Origin of the sequence: Actinoplanes sp. NPDC026619, assembly GCF_040638295.1 — a bacterium.
Lineage (GTDB): Bacteria > Actinomycetota > Actinomycetes > Mycobacteriales > Micromonosporaceae > Actinoplanes.
The window spans coordinates 48,867-65,078 of the sequence record NZ_JBEZYA010000044.1 but is presented as its reverse complement, the minus strand read 5'-3'; the positions used below and the strand labels follow the sequence as shown (position 1 = coordinate 65,078).

Annotated in this window: 19 protein-coding genes and 1 pseudogene; 18 read left to right on the top strand and 2 right to left on the bottom strand. The window is 71.3% G+C overall.

The features are described 5' to 3' along the window. The 7 genes and pseudogenes from AB0E90_RS48125 to AB0E90_RS48095 all read left to right on the top strand — a co-directional run. Window positions 1-234, top strand: a pseudogene (locus AB0E90_RS48125) (pectin esterase); the annotation flags it as partial. A gap of 466 nt (window positions 235-700) precedes the next feature. Then, the gene (locus tag AB0E90_RS48120; protein ID WP_360419866.1) at window positions 701-817 is read left to right on the top strand and encodes a hydantoinase B/oxoprolinase family protein; all 117 of its coding nucleotides are present in this window, start codon (window positions 701-703) and stop codon (window positions 815-817) included. Further along, window positions 814-1,107 (top strand): hypothetical protein, encoded by a 294-nt coding sequence (locus AB0E90_RS48115; protein ID WP_360419864.1) that lies wholly within the window; start codon window positions 814-816, stop codon window positions 1,105-1,107. The genes AB0E90_RS48120 and AB0E90_RS48115 overlap by 4 nt, the downstream gene beginning before the upstream one ends. Beyond that, complete coding sequence (locus tag AB0E90_RS48110) at window positions 1,104-2,330, top strand: amidohydrolase family protein (protein WP_360419862.1); 1,227 nt, start codon at window positions 1,104-1,106, stop codon at window positions 2,328-2,330. Before AB0E90_RS48115 ends, AB0E90_RS48110 begins: the two co-directional genes overlap by 4 nt. Next, on the top strand, window positions 2,327-2,650 hold the full coding sequence (locus AB0E90_RS48105; protein ID WP_360419859.1) for a TIGR04076 family protein: 324 nt from the start codon (window positions 2,327-2,329) through the stop codon (window positions 2,648-2,650). Before AB0E90_RS48110 ends, AB0E90_RS48105 begins: the two co-directional genes overlap by 4 nt. Beyond that, window positions 2,650-3,645, top strand: coding sequence for an LLM class flavin-dependent oxidoreductase (locus AB0E90_RS48100; protein ID WP_360419856.1), 996 nt, complete (start codon window positions 2,650-2,652; stop codon window positions 3,643-3,645). The genes AB0E90_RS48105 and AB0E90_RS48100 overlap by 1 nt, the downstream gene beginning before the upstream one ends. Window positions 3,646-3,655: 10 nt before the next feature. Next, window positions 3,656-4,681, top strand: a complete 1,026-nt coding sequence (locus tag AB0E90_RS48095) for an alpha/beta hydrolase (protein ID WP_360419854.1) — start codon at window positions 3,656-3,658, stop codon at window positions 4,679-4,681. Between the two features lie 10 nt (window positions 4,682-4,691). On the opposite strand, the gene AB0E90_RS48090 is transcribed toward AB0E90_RS48095, so the two are convergent. Together AB0E90_RS48090 and AB0E90_RS48085 are read right to left on the bottom strand one after the other, a co-directional pair. Beyond that, on the bottom strand, window positions 4,692-5,297 hold the full coding sequence (locus tag AB0E90_RS48090) for a cupin domain-containing protein (protein WP_360419852.1): 606 nt from the start codon (window positions 5,295-5,297) through the stop codon (window positions 4,692-4,694). Window positions 5,298-5,335: 38 nt separating this feature from the next. Then, window positions 5,336-5,794, bottom strand: a complete 459-nt coding sequence (locus AB0E90_RS48085; RefSeq protein WP_360419850.1) for an Lrp/AsnC family transcriptional regulator — start codon at window positions 5,792-5,794, stop codon at window positions 5,336-5,338. Window positions 5,795-5,947: 153 nt separating this feature from the next. Here AB0E90_RS48085 and AB0E90_RS48080 point away from each other — a divergent pair, with 153 nt between their 5' ends. Genes AB0E90_RS48080 through AB0E90_RS48030 form a run of 11 tightly spaced genes read left to right on the top strand, consistent with a single transcriptional unit; the run spans window position 5,948 to window position 16,172 of the window. Beyond that, entirely contained in the window at window positions 5,948-6,829 is an 882-nt protein-coding gene (locus AB0E90_RS48080; RefSeq protein WP_360419847.1) for a tryptophan 2,3-dioxygenase family protein, read from the top strand. After that, window positions 6,829-8,079, top strand: a complete 1,251-nt coding sequence (kynU, locus tag AB0E90_RS48075) for a kynureninase (protein WP_360419845.1) — start codon at window positions 6,829-6,831, stop codon at window positions 8,077-8,079. Before AB0E90_RS48080 ends, kynU begins: the two co-directional genes overlap by 1 nt. Next, window positions 8,076-9,392: an NAD(P)/FAD-dependent oxidoreductase gene (locus tag AB0E90_RS48070; protein WP_360419843.1), complete on the top strand. Its 1,317-nt coding sequence runs from the start codon at window positions 8,076-8,078 to the stop codon at window positions 9,390-9,392. Before kynU ends, AB0E90_RS48070 begins: the two co-directional genes overlap by 4 nt. Beyond that, on the top strand, window positions 9,389-10,897 hold the full coding sequence (locus AB0E90_RS48065) for a 2-hydroxymuconic semialdehyde dehydrogenase (RefSeq protein ID WP_360419840.1): 1,509 nt from the start codon (window positions 9,389-9,391) through the stop codon (window positions 10,895-10,897). The genes AB0E90_RS48070 and AB0E90_RS48065 overlap by 4 nt, the downstream gene beginning before the upstream one ends. Continuing rightward, window positions 10,894-11,679: a fumarylacetoacetate hydrolase family protein gene (locus AB0E90_RS48060; protein ID WP_360419838.1), complete on the top strand. Its 786-nt coding sequence runs from the start codon at window positions 10,894-10,896 to the stop codon at window positions 11,677-11,679. The genes AB0E90_RS48065 and AB0E90_RS48060 overlap by 4 nt, the downstream gene beginning before the upstream one ends. Continuing rightward, a complete protein-coding gene (locus tag AB0E90_RS48055; protein ID WP_360419836.1) occupies window positions 11,676-12,557 on the top strand; it encodes an acetaldehyde dehydrogenase (acetylating) in 882 nt (293 codons plus the stop codon). Before AB0E90_RS48060 ends, AB0E90_RS48055 begins: the two co-directional genes overlap by 4 nt. After that, entirely contained in the window at window positions 12,554-13,564 is a 1,011-nt protein-coding gene (gene dmpG, locus AB0E90_RS48050; protein WP_360419834.1) for a 4-hydroxy-2-oxovalerate aldolase, read from the top strand. The genes AB0E90_RS48055 and dmpG overlap by 4 nt, the downstream gene beginning before the upstream one ends. After that, window positions 13,561-14,253: a 4-oxalocrotonate decarboxylase gene (locus AB0E90_RS48045; protein WP_360419832.1), complete on the top strand. Its 693-nt coding sequence runs from the start codon at window positions 13,561-13,563 to the stop codon at window positions 14,251-14,253. The genes dmpG and AB0E90_RS48045 overlap by 4 nt, the downstream gene beginning before the upstream one ends. Then, window positions 14,250-14,672 carry a RidA family protein gene (locus AB0E90_RS48040; protein WP_360419829.1) on the top strand — a complete coding sequence of 141 codons (423 nt, stop codon included), beginning with the start codon at window positions 14,250-14,252 and terminating at the stop codon, window positions 14,670-14,672. The genes AB0E90_RS48045 and AB0E90_RS48040 overlap by 4 nt, the downstream gene beginning before the upstream one ends. Continuing rightward, window positions 14,669-15,184, top strand: coding sequence for a 3-hydroxyanthranilate 3,4-dioxygenase (locus tag AB0E90_RS48035; protein WP_360419826.1), 516 nt, complete (start codon window positions 14,669-14,671; stop codon window positions 15,182-15,184). The genes AB0E90_RS48040 and AB0E90_RS48035 overlap by 4 nt, the downstream gene beginning before the upstream one ends. A gap of 1 nt (window position 15,185) precedes the next feature. Beyond that, window positions 15,186-16,172 carry an amidohydrolase family protein gene (locus AB0E90_RS48030; protein WP_360419824.1) on the top strand — a complete coding sequence of 329 codons (987 nt, stop codon included), beginning with the start codon at window positions 15,186-15,188 and terminating at the stop codon, window positions 16,170-16,172. Window positions 16,173-16,212 lie beyond the last annotated feature (40 nt).

Below are 16,212 nucleotides of genomic sequence, written 5' to 3'. Positions count from 1 at the left end.
ACCGCGCAGGTGCTGTTCCGCGAGTCGTCACTCAGCGCCACCATCGCGACCGCACAGCCGTGGATCGACATGTCCGGCAACGTTTGGCAGAACGCGCGGTTCTTCGAATACAAGAACACCGGCTCGGGCGCGACCACCAACAGCAACCGGCCGCAGATGAGCGACTCGACCGCGGCGAACTACACCCCGCAGAAGTACCTGGCCGGCTCCGACGGCTGGAACCCGATCGGCTGATCGACCCATCGCCCTTCGTCCGGAGGCCGGGGGTGCCGCATCGGCACCCCCGGGCTTTCCTCGCGTTCGTAGGATCGATCACAGCGCAGCAAGAGCAGTGGACGGGTCGGGCAGGTGGGCGGCGGCCCGCTGTTGCTCGTAGCCGAGGTGGCCGCCGACGCCGCCAGGCCCGGCGGTCTGGGCTTACGGCCGGGGCCGGACCCGCCAGCCGTGAACACGCGTTTGTATCGGCTGTGTGAACCGGTGTGAACTCTTTACTCGCAGCTCATCGGCCGTTCGTACGAGTTGTGAGACCGGTGCATCCGGGGCCTGTTGTGAACAAGTGCAGAACTCTTGTTCACTCTCACGTTATGCGGTAGAACTCCGTTCATGGCCTCTCGATGGGCCGCTTGCCGTTCGGCTCTAGGAGGACCGTCCATGGCTCCGCCAAACATCTCCCGTCGCGGTGTTCGCCGGCGGTGAGCCGGTGCACGGCATCCACGAGCTGATCCGCTTCAACTCCCGGATGCCCGACCTGGCGTTGGGAGATCTGAACGCCCAGATCGCGGCGCTGCGCACCGGCGAGCGGCGGGTGGCCGAGTGACCGACGGCGAGTTCCTGTCGGTGATCAAGAAGACGAAAAGGGCGCCGGACGGCGGTCGGCAGCCCGAGCTCAGCCAGGTCGTTGTCTTCCCCGGCACGGTCCGCGAGCAGCGGGTCAGCACCAAGCGCACCCCGGTGCGGGTCGGTGACCTGGTCACCCTGCTGACCGCGGGTGGCGGCGGGTATGGCGACCCGGCCGGGCGGGACCCGGCCGCGGTGCGCCATGACGTTCAGGAGGGTTACGTCTCCGAAGAGAGACGGGCCCGGAAGGTGTACGGGGTGATCGGGTGAACCAGCTTCTCGGCAACTGCACCGTGGTGGACGCCCGGGTGCTCGACGGCGTGCCACCGCAGAAGGACGCCGGGGTGTGGATCGACGGCGACCGGATCGCCGCGACCGGCCCCTACGCCGAGGTTGCCGCCCGTGCCCGGGCCGCCGGGCCGGTCGTCGAACGCGACCTGAACGGCGGCTACGTGACACCCGGCCTGACCAACATGCACACCCACTTCTCGTTGTCGCTGCCCGGCAGCGGCGGCGACGGCGTCAAGGACCTCAGTCCGCACGATCTGGCTTTCTACATGGCCGACGGGGCTCGCCGCACGCTCGACTGCGGGGTCACCACGGTCCGCAACGTCGCGGAGAAGGACCACGCCGACTTCGCGCTGCGCCGGGCGATCAACGCCGGCCGGGTGCCGGGCCCGCGGATGTACACGGCCGGCCGGGCGCTGGTCTGCACCGGCGGCCACGGTCACGAGAGCGGCGACACGATGGAGTGCGACGGCCCGGTCGGGTTCCGGCACGGCGTTCGCAGCCAGATCAAGGCCGGCGCCGACCTGATCAAGGTGATGATCTCCGGCGGGATCGCCGGCGAGCACGAGAGCATCGCCACCCCGCAGCTGTTCGCCGATGAGATGGCCGCTGTCATCGAGACCGCGCACGCCTGGGGCCGCAAAGTCACCGCGCACGCCGGGCCGGCCGAGGTGATCGCGGCCGCGGTCGAGCTCGGCCTTGACTGCGTCGAGCACGGCTACCAGCTCACCCCGCAGGTCGCCGCCCGGATGGCCGAGCGCGGCACGGCGCTGGTGCCGACCCTGCTGGTCACCCGCTGCAAGGAGTTCTTCGACGAGCTGGGCGTGCCGGAGTGGATGCAGTGCCGTTCGCTCGGCGCCGGCCCGCGGCACCTGGAGAGCTTCGCGATGGCCGTGGAGGCCGGGGTGGAGATCCTGCTAGGCAGCGACATGCCGCCGTTCTGGTCGTTCGAGGGCACCAACGCCACCGTCCGGGAGCTGGAGAACCTGGCCGAGCAGCTCGGCCCGGCGCGGGCGCTGCACGCCGGCACCCGCGGCCCGATCTGGTGGCTGGGGGCCGAGGACGACCTGGGCACCGTCGAGGAGGGCAAGTACGCCGACCTGATCGCGATGGATGACGACCCGCTGGACGACACCTCGGCGTTCCGCGGCGTGCGCTGGGTGATGAAGGGCGGCGTGATGGTCCGCGACGAGGAGGCAGCATGAGCGACGACGGCGACATGGACATCTACGACCTGCGGGTCAGCGTCGACCGGATCGAGGGCCGGTCGGTGTGCGGCATGGCGGTCGGCGACCATTTCGACCTGACCGAGAGCGCGCATCTGACCATCCCCGAGGGCAAACACTTCTGTGTGTACGCCCTCGCCTCGGTGCTGCCGTTCCTCGCCGCGAAACAGCGCGAGCTCGCCGCCGGTGACTGGCTCGCCCAGGACTCCCATTTCCTCTGCCCGGACCCGGGGGAGCGGCTGGTGATGAGGGTGGAGCGCATCGGCAAGCGGCGGATGAACTCGGCGGACCTCACCTGATGGCGGAGATCGGGCTCGGCCTGCAGAGCGACAAACCGGCCGGCACGTATGCCCGGCTGGCCCGATCGGCCGAGGCGGCCGGTTTCGACGTGCTCACCGTGTTCGGCGACCTGATGTATCAGCCGCCGATCTTCCCGCTGCTCGAGATGGCCGGCGCCACCAGCCGGGTGCGGCTCGGGCCGGCCTGCCTGAACCCGTACTCGATGGCGCCGTACGAGATCGCCGGGCAGATCGCCGCGCTCGATCTGGCCTCGCACGGCCGCGCCTACCTCGGCCTGGCCCGGGGCACCTGGCTGGACGCGGTCGGCCTGCCGCAGCCGCGCCCGCTCACCGCGCTGGCCGAGGCGGCCGAGGTGGTCGGCCGGCTGCTGAGCGGCGACCGCACCGGGTACGCCGGCCGGATGTTCACCCTTCAGGCGGGCGCCGGGCTGCGCTACGACCGGCGCCGCCCGCGGGTGCCGCTGCTGCTCGGCGCGTGGGGGCCCCGCGGCGCCGCGCTGGCCGGCCGGATCGCCGACGAGATCAAGGTGGGCGGCAGCGCCAACCCGGACATGATCCCGGTGGTGCGCGAACGGCTCCGGCCGGGCGCCGGGGCGGCCGGCCGGGACGTCGCCGAGATCGGCATCGTGCTGGGCGCGGTCACGGTCGTGGACACCGACGGCGCGGCGGCCCGCACCAAGGCGCGCACCGAGGTGGCCATGTACCTGGCCGTGGTCGCCGAGTTGGACCCCACCGTAACCCTGCCGCCGGGCCTGGTCGCCGAGGTGTCCCGGCTGGTCGCCGCCGGCGAGCACGAGGCCGCCGGCCGCCTGATCCCCGGCGACGTGCTCGACCGGTTCGCGTTCTCCGGCACCCCCGGACAGGTCGCGGAGCAGGCCCAGACGCTGATCGACGCCGGGGTGCACCGCGTCGAGTTCGGCACCCCGCACGGCCTCACCGACGAGCGCGGCGTCGACCTGCTCGGCACCGAAGTCCTGCCCCTGCTGTCCCGATAGGAGCGTCCGGATGGACGTACTGCTGGTGCTCGGCCCGGACCTGGTCGCCGATCGTGGCCTGCTCACGTCGCTGGCCGGTGACACGGCCGGGGACCTGGACGTCGGTCTGCGCGTGGTGTCGACCGCCGGCCCGGCCGAGACGGCCGAGGCGCTGGCCGGGCACGCCGGCCCGGCCGTGGTGACCCCGGCCGACCCGGCACTGATGGCGGCGGCCCCCGCGTCGGTGGTCTGGTACGACCTGGCCGTCGCCGACCCGGCCGGGCCGGCGCACCTGCACGGCCGCGGCGTGTGGGGACTGGCCTGGGCGATCCGGCATGCCGTGCATCGGCTGCGCGAGCCCGCGACCCGGGTTGCCTACGGCGACCACCCGGAACAGTGGGCCGATGAGCGGACCCCGGCCGGCGCTGCCCCCACGCCGGTCGGGGTTCTGATCCACGGCGGGCTCTGGCGGTCCATCTGGGCCGCCGACCTGATGGAGGCCCTCGCGATCGACCTGGCCGCCCGCGGCTGGACCAGCTGGAACCTGGAGTACCGCCGCCCCGACCACCATGGCTGGGCGGCCACCACCGCCGATGTGGCGGCCGGCGTGGCCGCGGCCCGCGACCGGCATCCGGGCGCCCCGATCGTCCTGTTCGGCCACTCGGCCGGCGGTCAGCTTGCCCTGCGCCTGGCCGCCGACGACCCGGACCTCGCGCTCGCTGTGTCCCTGGCCGGGGTGATCGACCTGGCCGAGGGGCAGCGGCGGTTTCTCGGCGCCGGCGCGATCGCCACGGCGCTGGGCGGCACGCCGGCCGAGGTCCCGGCGGCGTACGCGGCCGGCGACCCGATGGCCCGGCTGCCGCTCGCCTCGCCGGCGCTGCTGGTGCAGGGCAGCGGGGACGGCCTCGACCTGGTGGACTTCAACCGCCGGTTCGCCGCCGCCTCCGGCCTGACGCTCCTGGAGCAGCCCGGCGACCACTTCGACGTGATCGCGCCCGGCTCGCCGATCTGGGCCGCGACGATGGCCGAGACCAGCCGGTTGATTTCACCCTCGTGAACAGCGCGGGTCAGAACAGCCGCGGGGTGACCACCGAGACCACGGTGGTCACCGTGTCGGTGTCGTTGTACATCCGGTGCGGCACCGCGGAGCGCAGGTGGACGCTGTCGCCCGGGCGCAGCCGGTGTTCCACCCCGTCCACCTCGTAGAGCAGCTCCCCGGAGATCACGTAGGCGAACTCCTCGCCGGCGTGCCCGTACGCGTTCTCCCGACGGCCGCCCGGCGCGATATGCACCATCATCGGCTCCAGCACCAGGCCGGCTCCCCGGTCGGACAGCATCCGGTAGGTCTGCTGGCCGGAAACGTACTGCGTGGCGGCATTTTCGCCGCGGGTGAGCGTGAAATGGCTGGGCATCGGCACGACGACCGGGTCGTTCGCGGCCGGGGTGTCGTCGAAGAACTCGGACACCGGGTGCCCCAGCGCGCTCGCCACGCTGCCCAGCGCGGTCAGCCCGATCGACGAGATGCCCCGCTCGACCTGGGACAGGAAGCCGATCGACAGCCCGGAGCGGGCGGCCAGGCTGCGCAGGGTCAGGCCGCGTTGCTTGCGGAACTCACGGATCCGCGGACCGACCTGTGCCGAGGCGGTGTCCTCGATCGGTTCCGTGACGGGCACGCTGACCTCCTGTGTTACGAAACCTTGTTCGATCGTACCTAAAACTGGTTGCCCGGTCTTGAGTCGATCGGCACGATCGGCTGCCAGGTCAGCGGGGTGGAAAGGACCATGGTGCTGGACGGCGCGCCGTAACCGCCGAGCCGGTCGATCACCTCCTCGAACGCCTCGATCGAGCCGGCCGCGACCTTGAGAATGCAACACGTGTCACCGGTGACCCGGTTGATCTCCAGCACCTCGGGCCAGGTGGCGACCTTGTCGTCGCGCAGCACGCAGGTCGGCCCGTAGCAGGACATCCGGATCAGGGCGAGCACCTCGCGGCCGGCCTTGGCCAGATCGACCTGGGCGTGATAGCCGCTGATCACCCCGGTCTCCTCGAGCCGGCGCACCCGCTCGGCGACCGCCGGTGGGGACAGATGAACCCGCCGGGACAACTCGCTGTAGGACAGCCGGGCGTCGTCCTGTAACTCCCGCAGCAGGGCCCAGTCCATGGCGTCCATCCGGCCACCTTCCGATCGCAAACCGATCTTGCGAATCTAGCCACCGATCAACTGTTTATCGAGGTCAGCACCGTTAATTCGGCATTCCGACAGACCCCCTGACAACGAAAGCATGGAGCGGTCCCCAGCCGACGCGGCAGGCGAGGAGAGTACGTGGATCCGGTGGATACTGCTGTCGTCCGGCCGACGACCGCGGCCGAGCGCGACGAACGGTCGGCGGCCAACAGCGGGCGGCCGACCCTGGAGTTCGGGCAGCGTGTGCCCTACGACTCCTACGTGCACGCCAGCACCCTGCACACCCTGCAACGCACGCTCAGCGGCGACCCGGGCGAGATGTCGTTCCTCGTGGTCAGCCAGATCATGGAGTTGTACTTCAAGCTCGTCCGGCACGAGCTGATCCAGGCTCGCGACCACCTCCGGGCCGATCAGGTCTGGCCGGCGCTGGCTCCGCTGCGCCGGGCCGCTCTGCATCTGGAGGGTCTGAACGCCGCCTGGCAGACGCTGCGCTGGATGACCCCGGCCGACTTCAACCGCTTCCGGGACCTCCTGGGCGAGGGCTCCGGATTCCAGTCGGCCATGTACCGGCAGGTGGAGTTCCTGCTCGGGCTGCGCAACCCGGCGCTGATCCGCCCGTTCAAGGGCAGCGCCGCGTTCGACGAGCTGACCGCCGCCCTGCACGAGCCGAGCCTCTGGGACGAGGTGATCGCGCTGCTCGCCCGCCAGGGACAGGACATCAAGCCGGAACTGCTCGATCGGGACCACGCCGTGGAGCACGAGGCCGACCCGTCGGTGTCCGACGCCTGGGTGCGGATCTACCGCGACCCCGGCCCGGACAACCACCTGCGCCTGCTCGGCGAGGCCCTCACCGAGGTCGCCGACCGCTTCGGCGACTGGCGTTACCTGCACCTCAAGGCGGTGCAGCGGACCATGGGCGCGAAGACCGGCACCGGCGGCTCCAACGGGGTGGCCTGGTTGCAGCGCAGCATGAACCGCACCGTCTTCCCGGAGCTGTGGACCTCCCGGACGGAGATGTGATGCTGGGCGAACAGGATCCCGGTCACCGCCACCTCTTCCACATCCCGCCGGCCGAGGGTGGCGACCACCCGGAGGTCGCCTACTTCGCCGGCAACTCGCTCGGGCTGCAGCCCCGGGCCACCCGCACCGAGCTGCTGGAAGACCTGGACGACTGGGCCCGGCTCGGCGTCGAGGGCCATCTGGATGCCGCCCGCCCCTGGCTGCCATACCACGAACTGCTCACCGCGCCGGCCGCCCGGCTGGTCGGTGCGCTGCCGTCGGAGGTCGTGGTGATGAACTCGCTCACCGTCGACCTGCACCTGCTGATGGTGTCGTTCTACCGCCCAGCCGGCCGGCGCACCCGGATCGTCATCGAGGACGCGGCGTTCCCCTCGGACAGCTACGCCGTGCGCAGCCAGGCCCGCCTGCACGGCCTCGACCCGGACAGCACCGTCGTCCGGCTGCACCCGCGCCCCGGCGAGGACACCCTGCGCACCGAGGACGTGCTGGCATTCCTGGCCGCCGAGGGCGACACGGTGGCGCTGGTGCTGTTCGGTGGCGTCAACTACCTGACCGGCGAGCTGATGGACATGGCGGCGATCACCGCGGCCGGCCGGGCGGCCGGCGCGGTGGTCGGCTGGGACCTCGCGCACGCCGCCGGGAACGTGCCTCTCGCCCTGCACGAGTGGGGCGCCGACTTCGCCGCCTGGTGCTCGTACAAGTACCTCAACGCCGGGCCCGGTGCGCTGGCCGGCGTCTTCGTCCACGAGCGCCACCACGGTGACCGCGACCGGCCCCGGCTCGAGGGCTGGTGGAGCACCGAGCCGGCCACCCGGTTCGAGATGACCGCCGAGTCCCGCCCGCCGCGCAGCGCCAACGCCTGGCAGGTCTCCAACCCGCCGATCTTCGCGATGGGCCCGGTGCGTACCGCCCTGCGGATCTTCGACGAGGTCGGCATGCCCGAGCTGCGCGCGCGCAGCCTGCGCCTGACCGCCTATCTGCGGGGGCTGCTGGACGAGGTGACCGCCGGCCGGCCGCTCTCGGTGATCACGCCGCGCGAGCCGGAACGGCACGGCTGCCAGCTCTCGGTGCGGCTGCACGAGGGCAACGCCGGTGCGCTCACCAAACGGCTGCGCTTCGAGCACGGCGTGATCGCCGACGCCCGGCAGCCGGACATCGTGCGCTTCGCGCCGGTGCCGCTCTATTCGACCTACCAGGACTGCCGCCGAGCCGCCGAAGCCCTGAAAGCCTGCGTGGAGGAGAACCGATGAGCCGGGAACACGTGGCGGTGATCGGGGCCGGGCTGACCGGCAGCCTGCTCGCCGCCTATCTGGGCCGCCGCGGATACCGCGTCGACGTCTACGAGCGCCGGTCCGACCCGCGGGTCACCGGGGCCGAGCGCGGCCGCTCGATCAACCTGGCGCTCTCCGAGCGCGGCCTCGACGCGTTGCGCCGGATCGGGCTGGCCGACCAGGTGCTGGCCGGGGCGCTGCCGATGCACGGCCGGATGGTGCACCCGCTGGGCGGCGAGGCGAACTTCCAGCCCTACAGCCTCGCCGGCGACCGGGCGATCAACTCGATCGGCCGGGGCGCGCTCAACGACGCGCTGCTCGACGCGGCGGAGCAGACCGCCGGGGTGACCGTCCACTTCGACCGCGCGCTGACCGGGCTCGACCCGGAGACCGGAAACCTCGGCTTCGCCGACGGGACGCAGGCCAAGGCGGACATCGTGCTGGGTGCCGACGGTTCCGGTTCGGCGGTGCGCGGGCTGCTGCTGGCGTACGCCGGGGAGCAGTTCCAGGAAACGGTCAGCTTCCTCGACTACGGCTACAAGGAGCTCACCATCCCGGCCCGGGACGGCGAGTTCGCGCTCGACCCGGGCGCCCTGCACATCTGGCCGCGGGGCACGTCGATGATGATCGCGCTGCCCAACCCGGACCGCTCGTTCACCGGCACGCTGTTCTGGCCGATGGGCGGCACCGGCAGCTTCGCCTCGCTGGGCAGCCCGGCGGCGGTCGAACGGCACTTCGGCCGGCACTATCCCGATCTGCTGGAGCTGATCCCCGGCCTGGCCGACGACTACCGGCACAACCCGGTCGGCCTGCTCGGCACCGTCCACTGCGGACCGTGGCAGATGCTCGGCCGGGTCGCGCTGATCGGTGACGCCGCGCACGCCATCGTCCCGTTCTACGGCCAGGGCGCCAACGCCGCCTTCGAGGACGTCGTCGAGCTGGACCGCTGCCTGGACACGACCGGCGACGACTGGGCGGCCGCGCTGCCGGCGTACGAGAAAGGGCGCCGGGAGAACAGCGAGGCGATCGCCGCGATGGCCCTGGCCAACTTCGTCGAGATGCGCGACAAGGTCGCCGATCCCCTCTTCAAGCTGGGCAAGAGCATCGAGCACACCCTCGAACGGTGGCTGCCCGGCCGCTATGTCTCCCGCTACGAGATGGTCTCCTTCTCCACGACGCCCTATGCCCAGGTGCGCCGCCGGGTCCGCCGGCAGCACCAGGCGCTCGCCGCCGCCGGTCTGCTGGCCGCCGCCGGACTGGCCGCACTCGTCGGCCGGGCGGTGACGCGATGACCGGCCGGTGGGATCCCGCGCTGGCCACCGGTCGCCCGCCCGGCGACCCGCCGCTGCTGCGCGACTTCGTCGCCGGTGAGTTCCGGCCGGCCGCCGCCACGTTTGCGAAGGCGTCGCCGGTCACCGGTGAGACGGTCTTCGCGGTCACCGAGTCGGACCGCTCCACCGTGGACGACGCGGTGGCCGCCGCCCGGGCCGCCGTGCGCGGCCCGTGGGGGCGCACCACCGAGCAGGAGCGGGCCGCGGTGCTGCGCCGGATCGCCGACGAGCTGGAGCGGCGTTTCGAGGATCTGGTCACCGCCGAGGTCGCCGACACCGGCAAGACCCTGAGCCAGGCTCGCACGCTGGACATCCCGCGCGGCGCCGCCAACTTCCGGGCCTTCGCCGACGTGGTGGCCGCGACCGGGACCGAGTCGTTCACCACGGCCACCGCCACCGGCGGCCGTGCCCTGAACTACGCGATCCGCAAGCCGGTCGGGGTGGTCGCGATCATCGTCCCGTGGAACCTGCCGTTGCTGCTGCTGACCTGGAAGGTGGCGCCCGCGCTGGCCTGCGGTAACGCGGTCGTGGTCAAGCCCAGCGAGGAGACCCCGGCGTCGGCGACCGTGCTGGCCGAGGTGATGGCCGCGGCCGGGGTGCCCGACGGCGTCTTCAACCTGGTGCACGGGCACGGCCCGGATGCGGCCGGCGAGTGGCTGACCACCCACCCGGACGTGGATGCGATCACCTTCACCGGTGAGTCGGCCACCGGCGCGGCGATCATGCGCAACGCCGCCGACGGGGTGAAGGCGGTGTCCTTCGAGCTCGGTGGCAAGAACGCCGGTCTGGTCTTCGCCGACGCCGATCTGGACGCCGCGGTGGCCGGCAGCGTGCGGTCCAGCTTCACCAACGGTGGCCAGGTGTGCCTCTGCACCGAACGCCTCTACGTGCACCGGTCGATCTTCGACGAGTTCACCAGCCGGCTGGCCGCGCGGGCCAAGGAGTTGACCTACGGCTGGCCGTCGGACGAGGGCACCGGCACCATGCCGCTGATCTCCAAGGCGCACCGCGACAAGGTGGCCGCCTACTACGAGCTGGCCCGCTCCGAGGGGGCTACGTTCCTGGCCGGCGGGGGAGTGCCGCACTTCGGCGACGCCCGGGACGGCGGGTCGTACATCGAACCCACCGTCATCACCGGGCTCGGCCAGGACGCCCGGACAGTCCGGGAGGAGATCTTCGGGCCGATCTGCCATGTCGCGCCGTTCGGCGACGAGGAAGAGGCGTTCGCGCTGGCCAACGACAGCGTGTACGGCCTGGCCGGCACGGTGTGGACCCGGGACGTCGGCCGGGCGTTGCGGGCCGGCACCCGGCTCGACGCCGGCCTGGTCTGGGTCAACACCTGGTTCCTGCGCGACCTGCGCACCCCGTTCGGCGGGATGCGGGCCTCCGGCGTCGGCCGCGAGGGCGGCCGCCACTCGCTGGACTTCTACTCCGAATACACCAACGTCTGCGTGGACATGTCATGACCGATGCCGCAACTGAGCTGCTGGAGGCGTACGCCTCGGGCAAGCCGATCCCGCCCCTGCGTGACCGGATCATCCAGGCCGGGGACGTCGAAGCTGCCTATCGGGCGCAGAGCGCCCAGGTCGAGACCTGGCTCGCGGCCGGTCGCCGCCCGGTCGGCGCCAAGATCGGACTGACCGCGCCGGCGGTGCAGCGCGCGTTTGGCGTCTACCAGCCGGACTTCGGCGTGCTCTTCGCCGACATGGCGGTGCCGGACGGCGCCGAGATCGATCCGGACGCGCTGATCCAGCCGCGGGTCGAGGCGGAGGTGGCGTTCGTGCTCGGCCGCGACCTGCCGGCCGAGCAGGTGACCGTGGCCGACGTGCTGCGGGCCACCGACTTCCTGCTGCCGGCCATCGAGGTGGTCGACTCGCGGATCGCCGGTTGGGACATCTCCATCGTCGACACCGTCGCGGACAACGCCTCCAGCGGCCGGTACGTGCTCGGCACCACGCCGCGCCGGGTGTCCGAGGTGGACCTCCGGTTGTGCGGCGCGGTGCTGGAGAGCGCCGGCGAGCCGGTGTCGGTCGGGGCCGGTGCGGCCTGCCTCGGCAATCCGCTGCACGCGGTGGCCTGGCTGGCCACCACGGTGGCCGTCAACGGCAAACCCCTGCGGGCCGGTGATGTCGTGCTGTCCGGAGCGCTCGGCCCGATGGTGCCGGTGACCCCCGGCGCCGTCTACGAAGCGCGGATCTCCGGCCTCGGCTCGGTCCGGGCGAACTTCGCGAAGGGATCCAATCGATGACCGCCGGGGTGGCGGTGATCGGTTCCGGCAACATCGGCACCGACCTGATGTTCAAGGTCATGCGTACGTCGTCGTCGTTGCACATGGTGGCCATGGCCGGCATCGACCCCGAGTCGGACGGCCTGGGCCGGGCGAGACGTCTCGGCGTGGCCACCACGGCGAAGGGCGTCGAGGGACTGGTGGCGCTGCCGGAGTTCGCCGACGTGCGGGTGGTCTTCGACGCCACCTCGGCGGGTGCGCACCGGCACAACGACGCGGTGCTGCGGAACTACCCGGTCACCGTGGTCGACCTGACCCCGGCCGCGCTGGGTCCCTACGTGGTGCCGCCGGTCAATCTCGCGTCGTTCCAGGCCGAGCGCAACGTCAACATGGTGACCTGCGGCGGGCAGGCGACCGTGCCGATCGTCGCCGCCGTCACCGCGCTGACCCCGGTCGCGTACGCCGAGATCGTCGCCTCGATCGCCTCGAGATCGGCCGGCCCGGGCACCCGGGCCAACATCGACGAGTTCACCGAGACCACCGCCCGCGCCCTCGAAGTGGTCGGCGGCGCCGCCACCGGCAAGGCGATCATCGTGCTGAACCCGGCCGAGCCGCCGCTGCTGATGCGCGACACGGTCTACTGCCTGTGCCCGGCCGCCGACGCCGACCGGGCTGCCATCGCCGACTCCGTGAACAACATGGTCACCGGCGTCCAGCAATACGTCCCGGGCTATCGGCTCAAGCAGGACGTGCAGTTCCGGGTCCTCGACGACGGCCTGTTGGTGACGGTCTTCCTGGAGGTCTCCGGCGCCGGTCACTACCTGCCGGAATACGCCGGGAACCTGGACATCATGACGTCCGCCGCGGTGCGGACCGCCGAGGAACTGGTGACCCCATGACCGAGATCTACGTGCAGGACGTGACGTTGCGGGATGGCATGCACGCCATCGGCCACCGCTACACGGTCGGTCAGGTGCGGGAGATCGCCGCCGCGCTGGACGCCGCCGGGGTCGCCGCGATCGAGGTGGCGCACGGCGACGGCCTCGCCGGGTCGAGTATCAACTACGGCCGGGGCGCGGCCACCGACGCCGAGTGGATCAGCGCGGCCGCATCGGTGATGAAGAACGCCCGGCTCACCACGCTGCTGCTGCCCGGCATCGGCACGATCGCCGACCTGCGGGCCGCCCGCGACCTCGGGGTGACCAGCGTGCGGGTGGCCACCCACTGCACCGAGGCGGACATCTCCGCCCAGCACATCGCCTGGGCCCGGGAGAACGGCATGGACGTGGCCGGGTTCCTGATGATGTCGCACATGGCCCCGCCGGCTCTGCTCGCCCGCCAGGCCAAGCTCATGGAGTCGTACGGCGCCCACTGCGTCTACATCACCGATTCCGGCGGTCGGTTGACGATGAACGATGTCGCCGAACGGGCACGCGCGTATCGCGACGTGCTCGATGAAAGAACCGAGATCGGCATCCACGCCCACCACAACCTGTCGCTCGGCGTGGCTAACAGCATCGTCGCGGTCGAGCACGGGGTGTACCGGGTGGACGCCTCGCTGGCCGGGATGGGCGCCGGGGCGGGCAACGCGCCGCTCGAGGTGTTCGCCGCGGTCGCCGAGCTGAACGGCTGGCAGCACGGCTGCGACGTGTTCGCGCTGATGGACGCGGCCGACGACCTGGTGCGCCCGCTGCAGGACCGGCCGGTGCGGGTGGACCGGGAAACACTGTCGCTCGGCTACGCCGGGGTGTACTCGTCGTTCCTCCGGCATGCCGAGACCGCCGCCGGCACGTACGGCGTCGACGTGCGCACGATTCTCGTGGAGCTCGGCCGACGCCGGATGGTCGGTGGCCAGGAGGACATGATCGTGGACGTGGCGCTGGACCTGGCGAAGGAGAAATCATGATTGTCGACGCTCTGGATCGTGCGCTCACCACGGCCACCGAGCTTCCGTCGGGCTCGTTCGCGGTCCCCGATCCGTACACCGTTCAGAAGGAGCTGGTGGAACGCCGGCTGGCCCGCGGCGAGCGGCTCATCGGGATCAAGCTGGGCCTCACCAGCAAGGCCAAGATGCAGCAGATGGGCGTCGACGAGGTCATCTGGGGCCGGCTCACCGACGCCATGCGGATCCCGGACGGCGGCGTGCTCGAACTCGCTCCCCGGATCCACCCGAAGGTCGAACCCGAGGTGGCTTTCCTGGTCCGGGACGGCGCGATCGCCGCGATCGCCCCGGCCATCGAGGTGATCGACTCGCGCTGGCTCGACTTCAAGTTCACCCTGCCCGAGGTGATCGCGGACAACACGTCGGCGGCCGGGTTCGTGGTCGGCGCCTGGCAGCCGATGCCCGACGGCGTCGACAACCTCGGCGTCCTGCTCGAGGTGGACGGCCGGGTCGTGGAGATCGGCTCGACCGCGGCGATCCTGGGCGACCCGCGGCGCGCCTTCGCCGACGCGGTGCGGCTGGCCGGCGGCCTGCAGGACGAGTGGATCGTGCTGGCCGGTGCGGCCACCGCTGCCGTCGCGGTGGGGCCCGGCCAGACCGTACGCGTGGAAGTGGAAAAGCTGGGCACCGCCTCGCTGAAGGTTTCCGCATGACCGCGCGGGTGGTGGCCGGCAAGGCCACCCCGCGTGGGCGGTTTCCGCACGTCAAGGTGGCCGGCGGGTTCGCGTTCGTGAGCGGCACCAGCAGCCGCCGGCCGGACAACACGATCGTCGGCGCCTCGGTCGACGCCATGGGCACGACGGCGCTCGACATCGCCGAGCAGACCCGCGCGGTCATCGCCAACATCGCCGACATCCTGGCGTCGGTCGGCGCCTCCCTGGCGGACGTCGTGCAGGTCACCACGTACCTGGTCAACATGAACGACTTCGGTGGCTACAACGCCGTCTACGCCGAGTTCTTCGACGAGACCGGCCCGTCGCGGACCACCGTCGCGGTGCATCAGCTGCCGCACCCCCACCTGCTGATCGAAATTCAAGCTGTTGCGTTTCTCCCGTTCCAGGAGGCGTCATGACCGACCCGATCAACTTCCCCGGCTGGATCGAGGACAACAAGCATCTGCTCAAGCCGCCGGTCGGCAACAAGCAGATGTTCCCGACCGGCTCGGACTTCATCGTCATGGTGGTCGGCGGCCCGAACGCCCGCACCGACTTCCACGTCGACCCGTACGAGGAGTTCTTCTACCAGGTCAAGGGCAACATGCACGTCAAGACCATGACGCCCGAGGGTCCGAAGGACGTGCACATCCGCGAGGGCGAGATGTGGGTGCTGCCGGGCAACACGCCGCACTCGCCGCAGCGCCCCGAGCCCGGCTCGATCGGGCTGGTCGTCGAGCGGGTGCGCGAGGAGGGCACGCTGGAGAAGTTCCAGTGGTACTGCTTCGAGTGCAGCAACCTGGTGCACGAGGTCGAACTCCAGGTCCGGGACATCGTGGAGGACCTGCCGCCGGTGTTCACCGCGTTCTACGCCGACGAGAAGGCCCGCACCTGCGCGAACTGCGGCGCCCTGCACCCGGGCAAGGGCTGACGTGATCGACGTTCACACGCACGTCGTACCCCGGGGGTGGCCGGACCTCGCCGTCGCGTGCGGCGGGTCCGGCTGGCCCTGGCTCAAGGTGGAGACCGAGCGCGAAGCCGTCATCATGATCCGCGACCGTGAGTTCCGCCGGATCGACTCGTCCTGCTGGGATCCGGCCGTCCGCTTCGCGGACATGGCCGCCGACGGGGTGGCCCGGCAGGTCGTCTCGCCCACGCCGGTGTTCTTCGGGTACGACCGGGCGCCGGACCAGGCGGTGAAGCTGGCCCGGATCTTCAACGATCTGACCCTGGAGATCACCGCCGGGGATCCGCGCCTGATCCCGTTCTGCCAGGTGCCGCTGCAGGACCCGGCGGCCGCCTGCGCCGAGCTCGATCGGTGCCTCGCCGCCGGTCATGCCGGCGTGGAGATCGGTAATCACGTCGGCGACCGCGATCTGGACGACGCCGGGATCGTCGAGTTCCTCCAGCACTGTGCCGCAGTGGGCGCGCCGGTCTTCGTGCATCCCTGGGACATGGCGGACGGTCCGCGGCTGGACCGCTGGATGGCGCGCTGGCTGACCGGTATGCCGGCGGAGACACACCTGTCGGCGCTCGCGTTGATTCTCGGCGGCGTACTGGACCAGGTGCCCGAGTCGCTGCGCTTGTGCTTCGCGCACGGCGGCGGCAGCCTTCCGTTCTGGCTGGGCCGGGCGGACAACGCCTGGCACCGGCGAGGCGATCTGGTACGTGGGCGGTCGACGCGGCCGCCGAGCGGGTACACCGACCGGTTCTACGTCGACTCGGTGGTCTTCAGCGAGCCGGCGTTGCGGTTGCTCGTGGACACCATGGGGGAGGACCGGGTGGTGGTGGGCAGCGACTACCCGTACCCGCTGGGCGAGCGGCCGGTCGGCAACGTGGTCCGAACCGCGTCCTTCCTGACCGATACCCAGCGCACCAAGCTGCTGTCCGCAAACGCGAAACGTTTTTTGGCCGGCTGACCGATTTCGGCCTGCCCGTTTACACGAACTAAACAGCGTA

Bases quoted from the DNA above. Each gene is read 5' to 3' on its own strand.
- AB0E90_RS48105 (WP_360419859.1), top strand. From the start codon at position 2,327: ATGAGCGACGACGGCGACATGGACATCTACGACCTGCGGGTCAGCGTC.
- AB0E90_RS48100 (WP_360419856.1), top strand. From the start codon at position 2,650: ATGGCGGAGATCGGGCTCGGCCTGCAGAGCGACAAACCGGCCGGCACG.
- AB0E90_RS48095 (WP_360419854.1), top strand. From the start codon at position 3,656: ATGGACGTACTGCTGGTGCTCGGCCCGGACCTGGTCGCCGATCGTGGC.
- AB0E90_RS48085 (WP_360419850.1), bottom strand. From the start codon at position 5,794: ATGGACGCCATGGACTGGGCCCTGCTGCGGGAGTTACAGGACGACGCC.
- kynU (WP_360419845.1), top strand. From the start codon at position 6,829: ATGCTGGGCGAACAGGATCCCGGTCACCGCCACCTCTTCCACATCCCG.
- AB0E90_RS48070 (WP_360419843.1), top strand. From the start codon at position 8,076: ATGAGCCGGGAACACGTGGCGGTGATCGGGGCCGGGCTGACCGGCAGC.
- AB0E90_RS48065 (WP_360419840.1), top strand. From the start codon at position 9,389: ATGACCGGCCGGTGGGATCCCGCGCTGGCCACCGGTCGCCCGCCCGGC.
- AB0E90_RS48060 (WP_360419838.1), top strand. From the start codon at position 10,894: ATGACCGATGCCGCAACTGAGCTGCTGGAGGCGTACGCCTCGGGCAAG.
- AB0E90_RS48055 (WP_360419836.1), top strand. From the start codon at position 11,676: ATGACCGCCGGGGTGGCGGTGATCGGTTCCGGCAACATCGGCACCGAC.
- dmpG (WP_360419834.1), top strand. From the start codon at position 12,554: ATGACCGAGATCTACGTGCAGGACGTGACGTTGCGGGATGGCATGCAC.
- AB0E90_RS48045 (WP_360419832.1), top strand. From the start codon at position 13,561: ATGATTGTCGACGCTCTGGATCGTGCGCTCACCACGGCCACCGAGCTT.
- AB0E90_RS48040 (WP_360419829.1), top strand. From the start codon at position 14,250: ATGACCGCGCGGGTGGTGGCCGGCAAGGCCACCCCGCGTGGGCGGTTT.
- AB0E90_RS48035 (WP_360419826.1), top strand. From the start codon at position 14,669: ATGACCGACCCGATCAACTTCCCCGGCTGGATCGAGGACAACAAGCAT.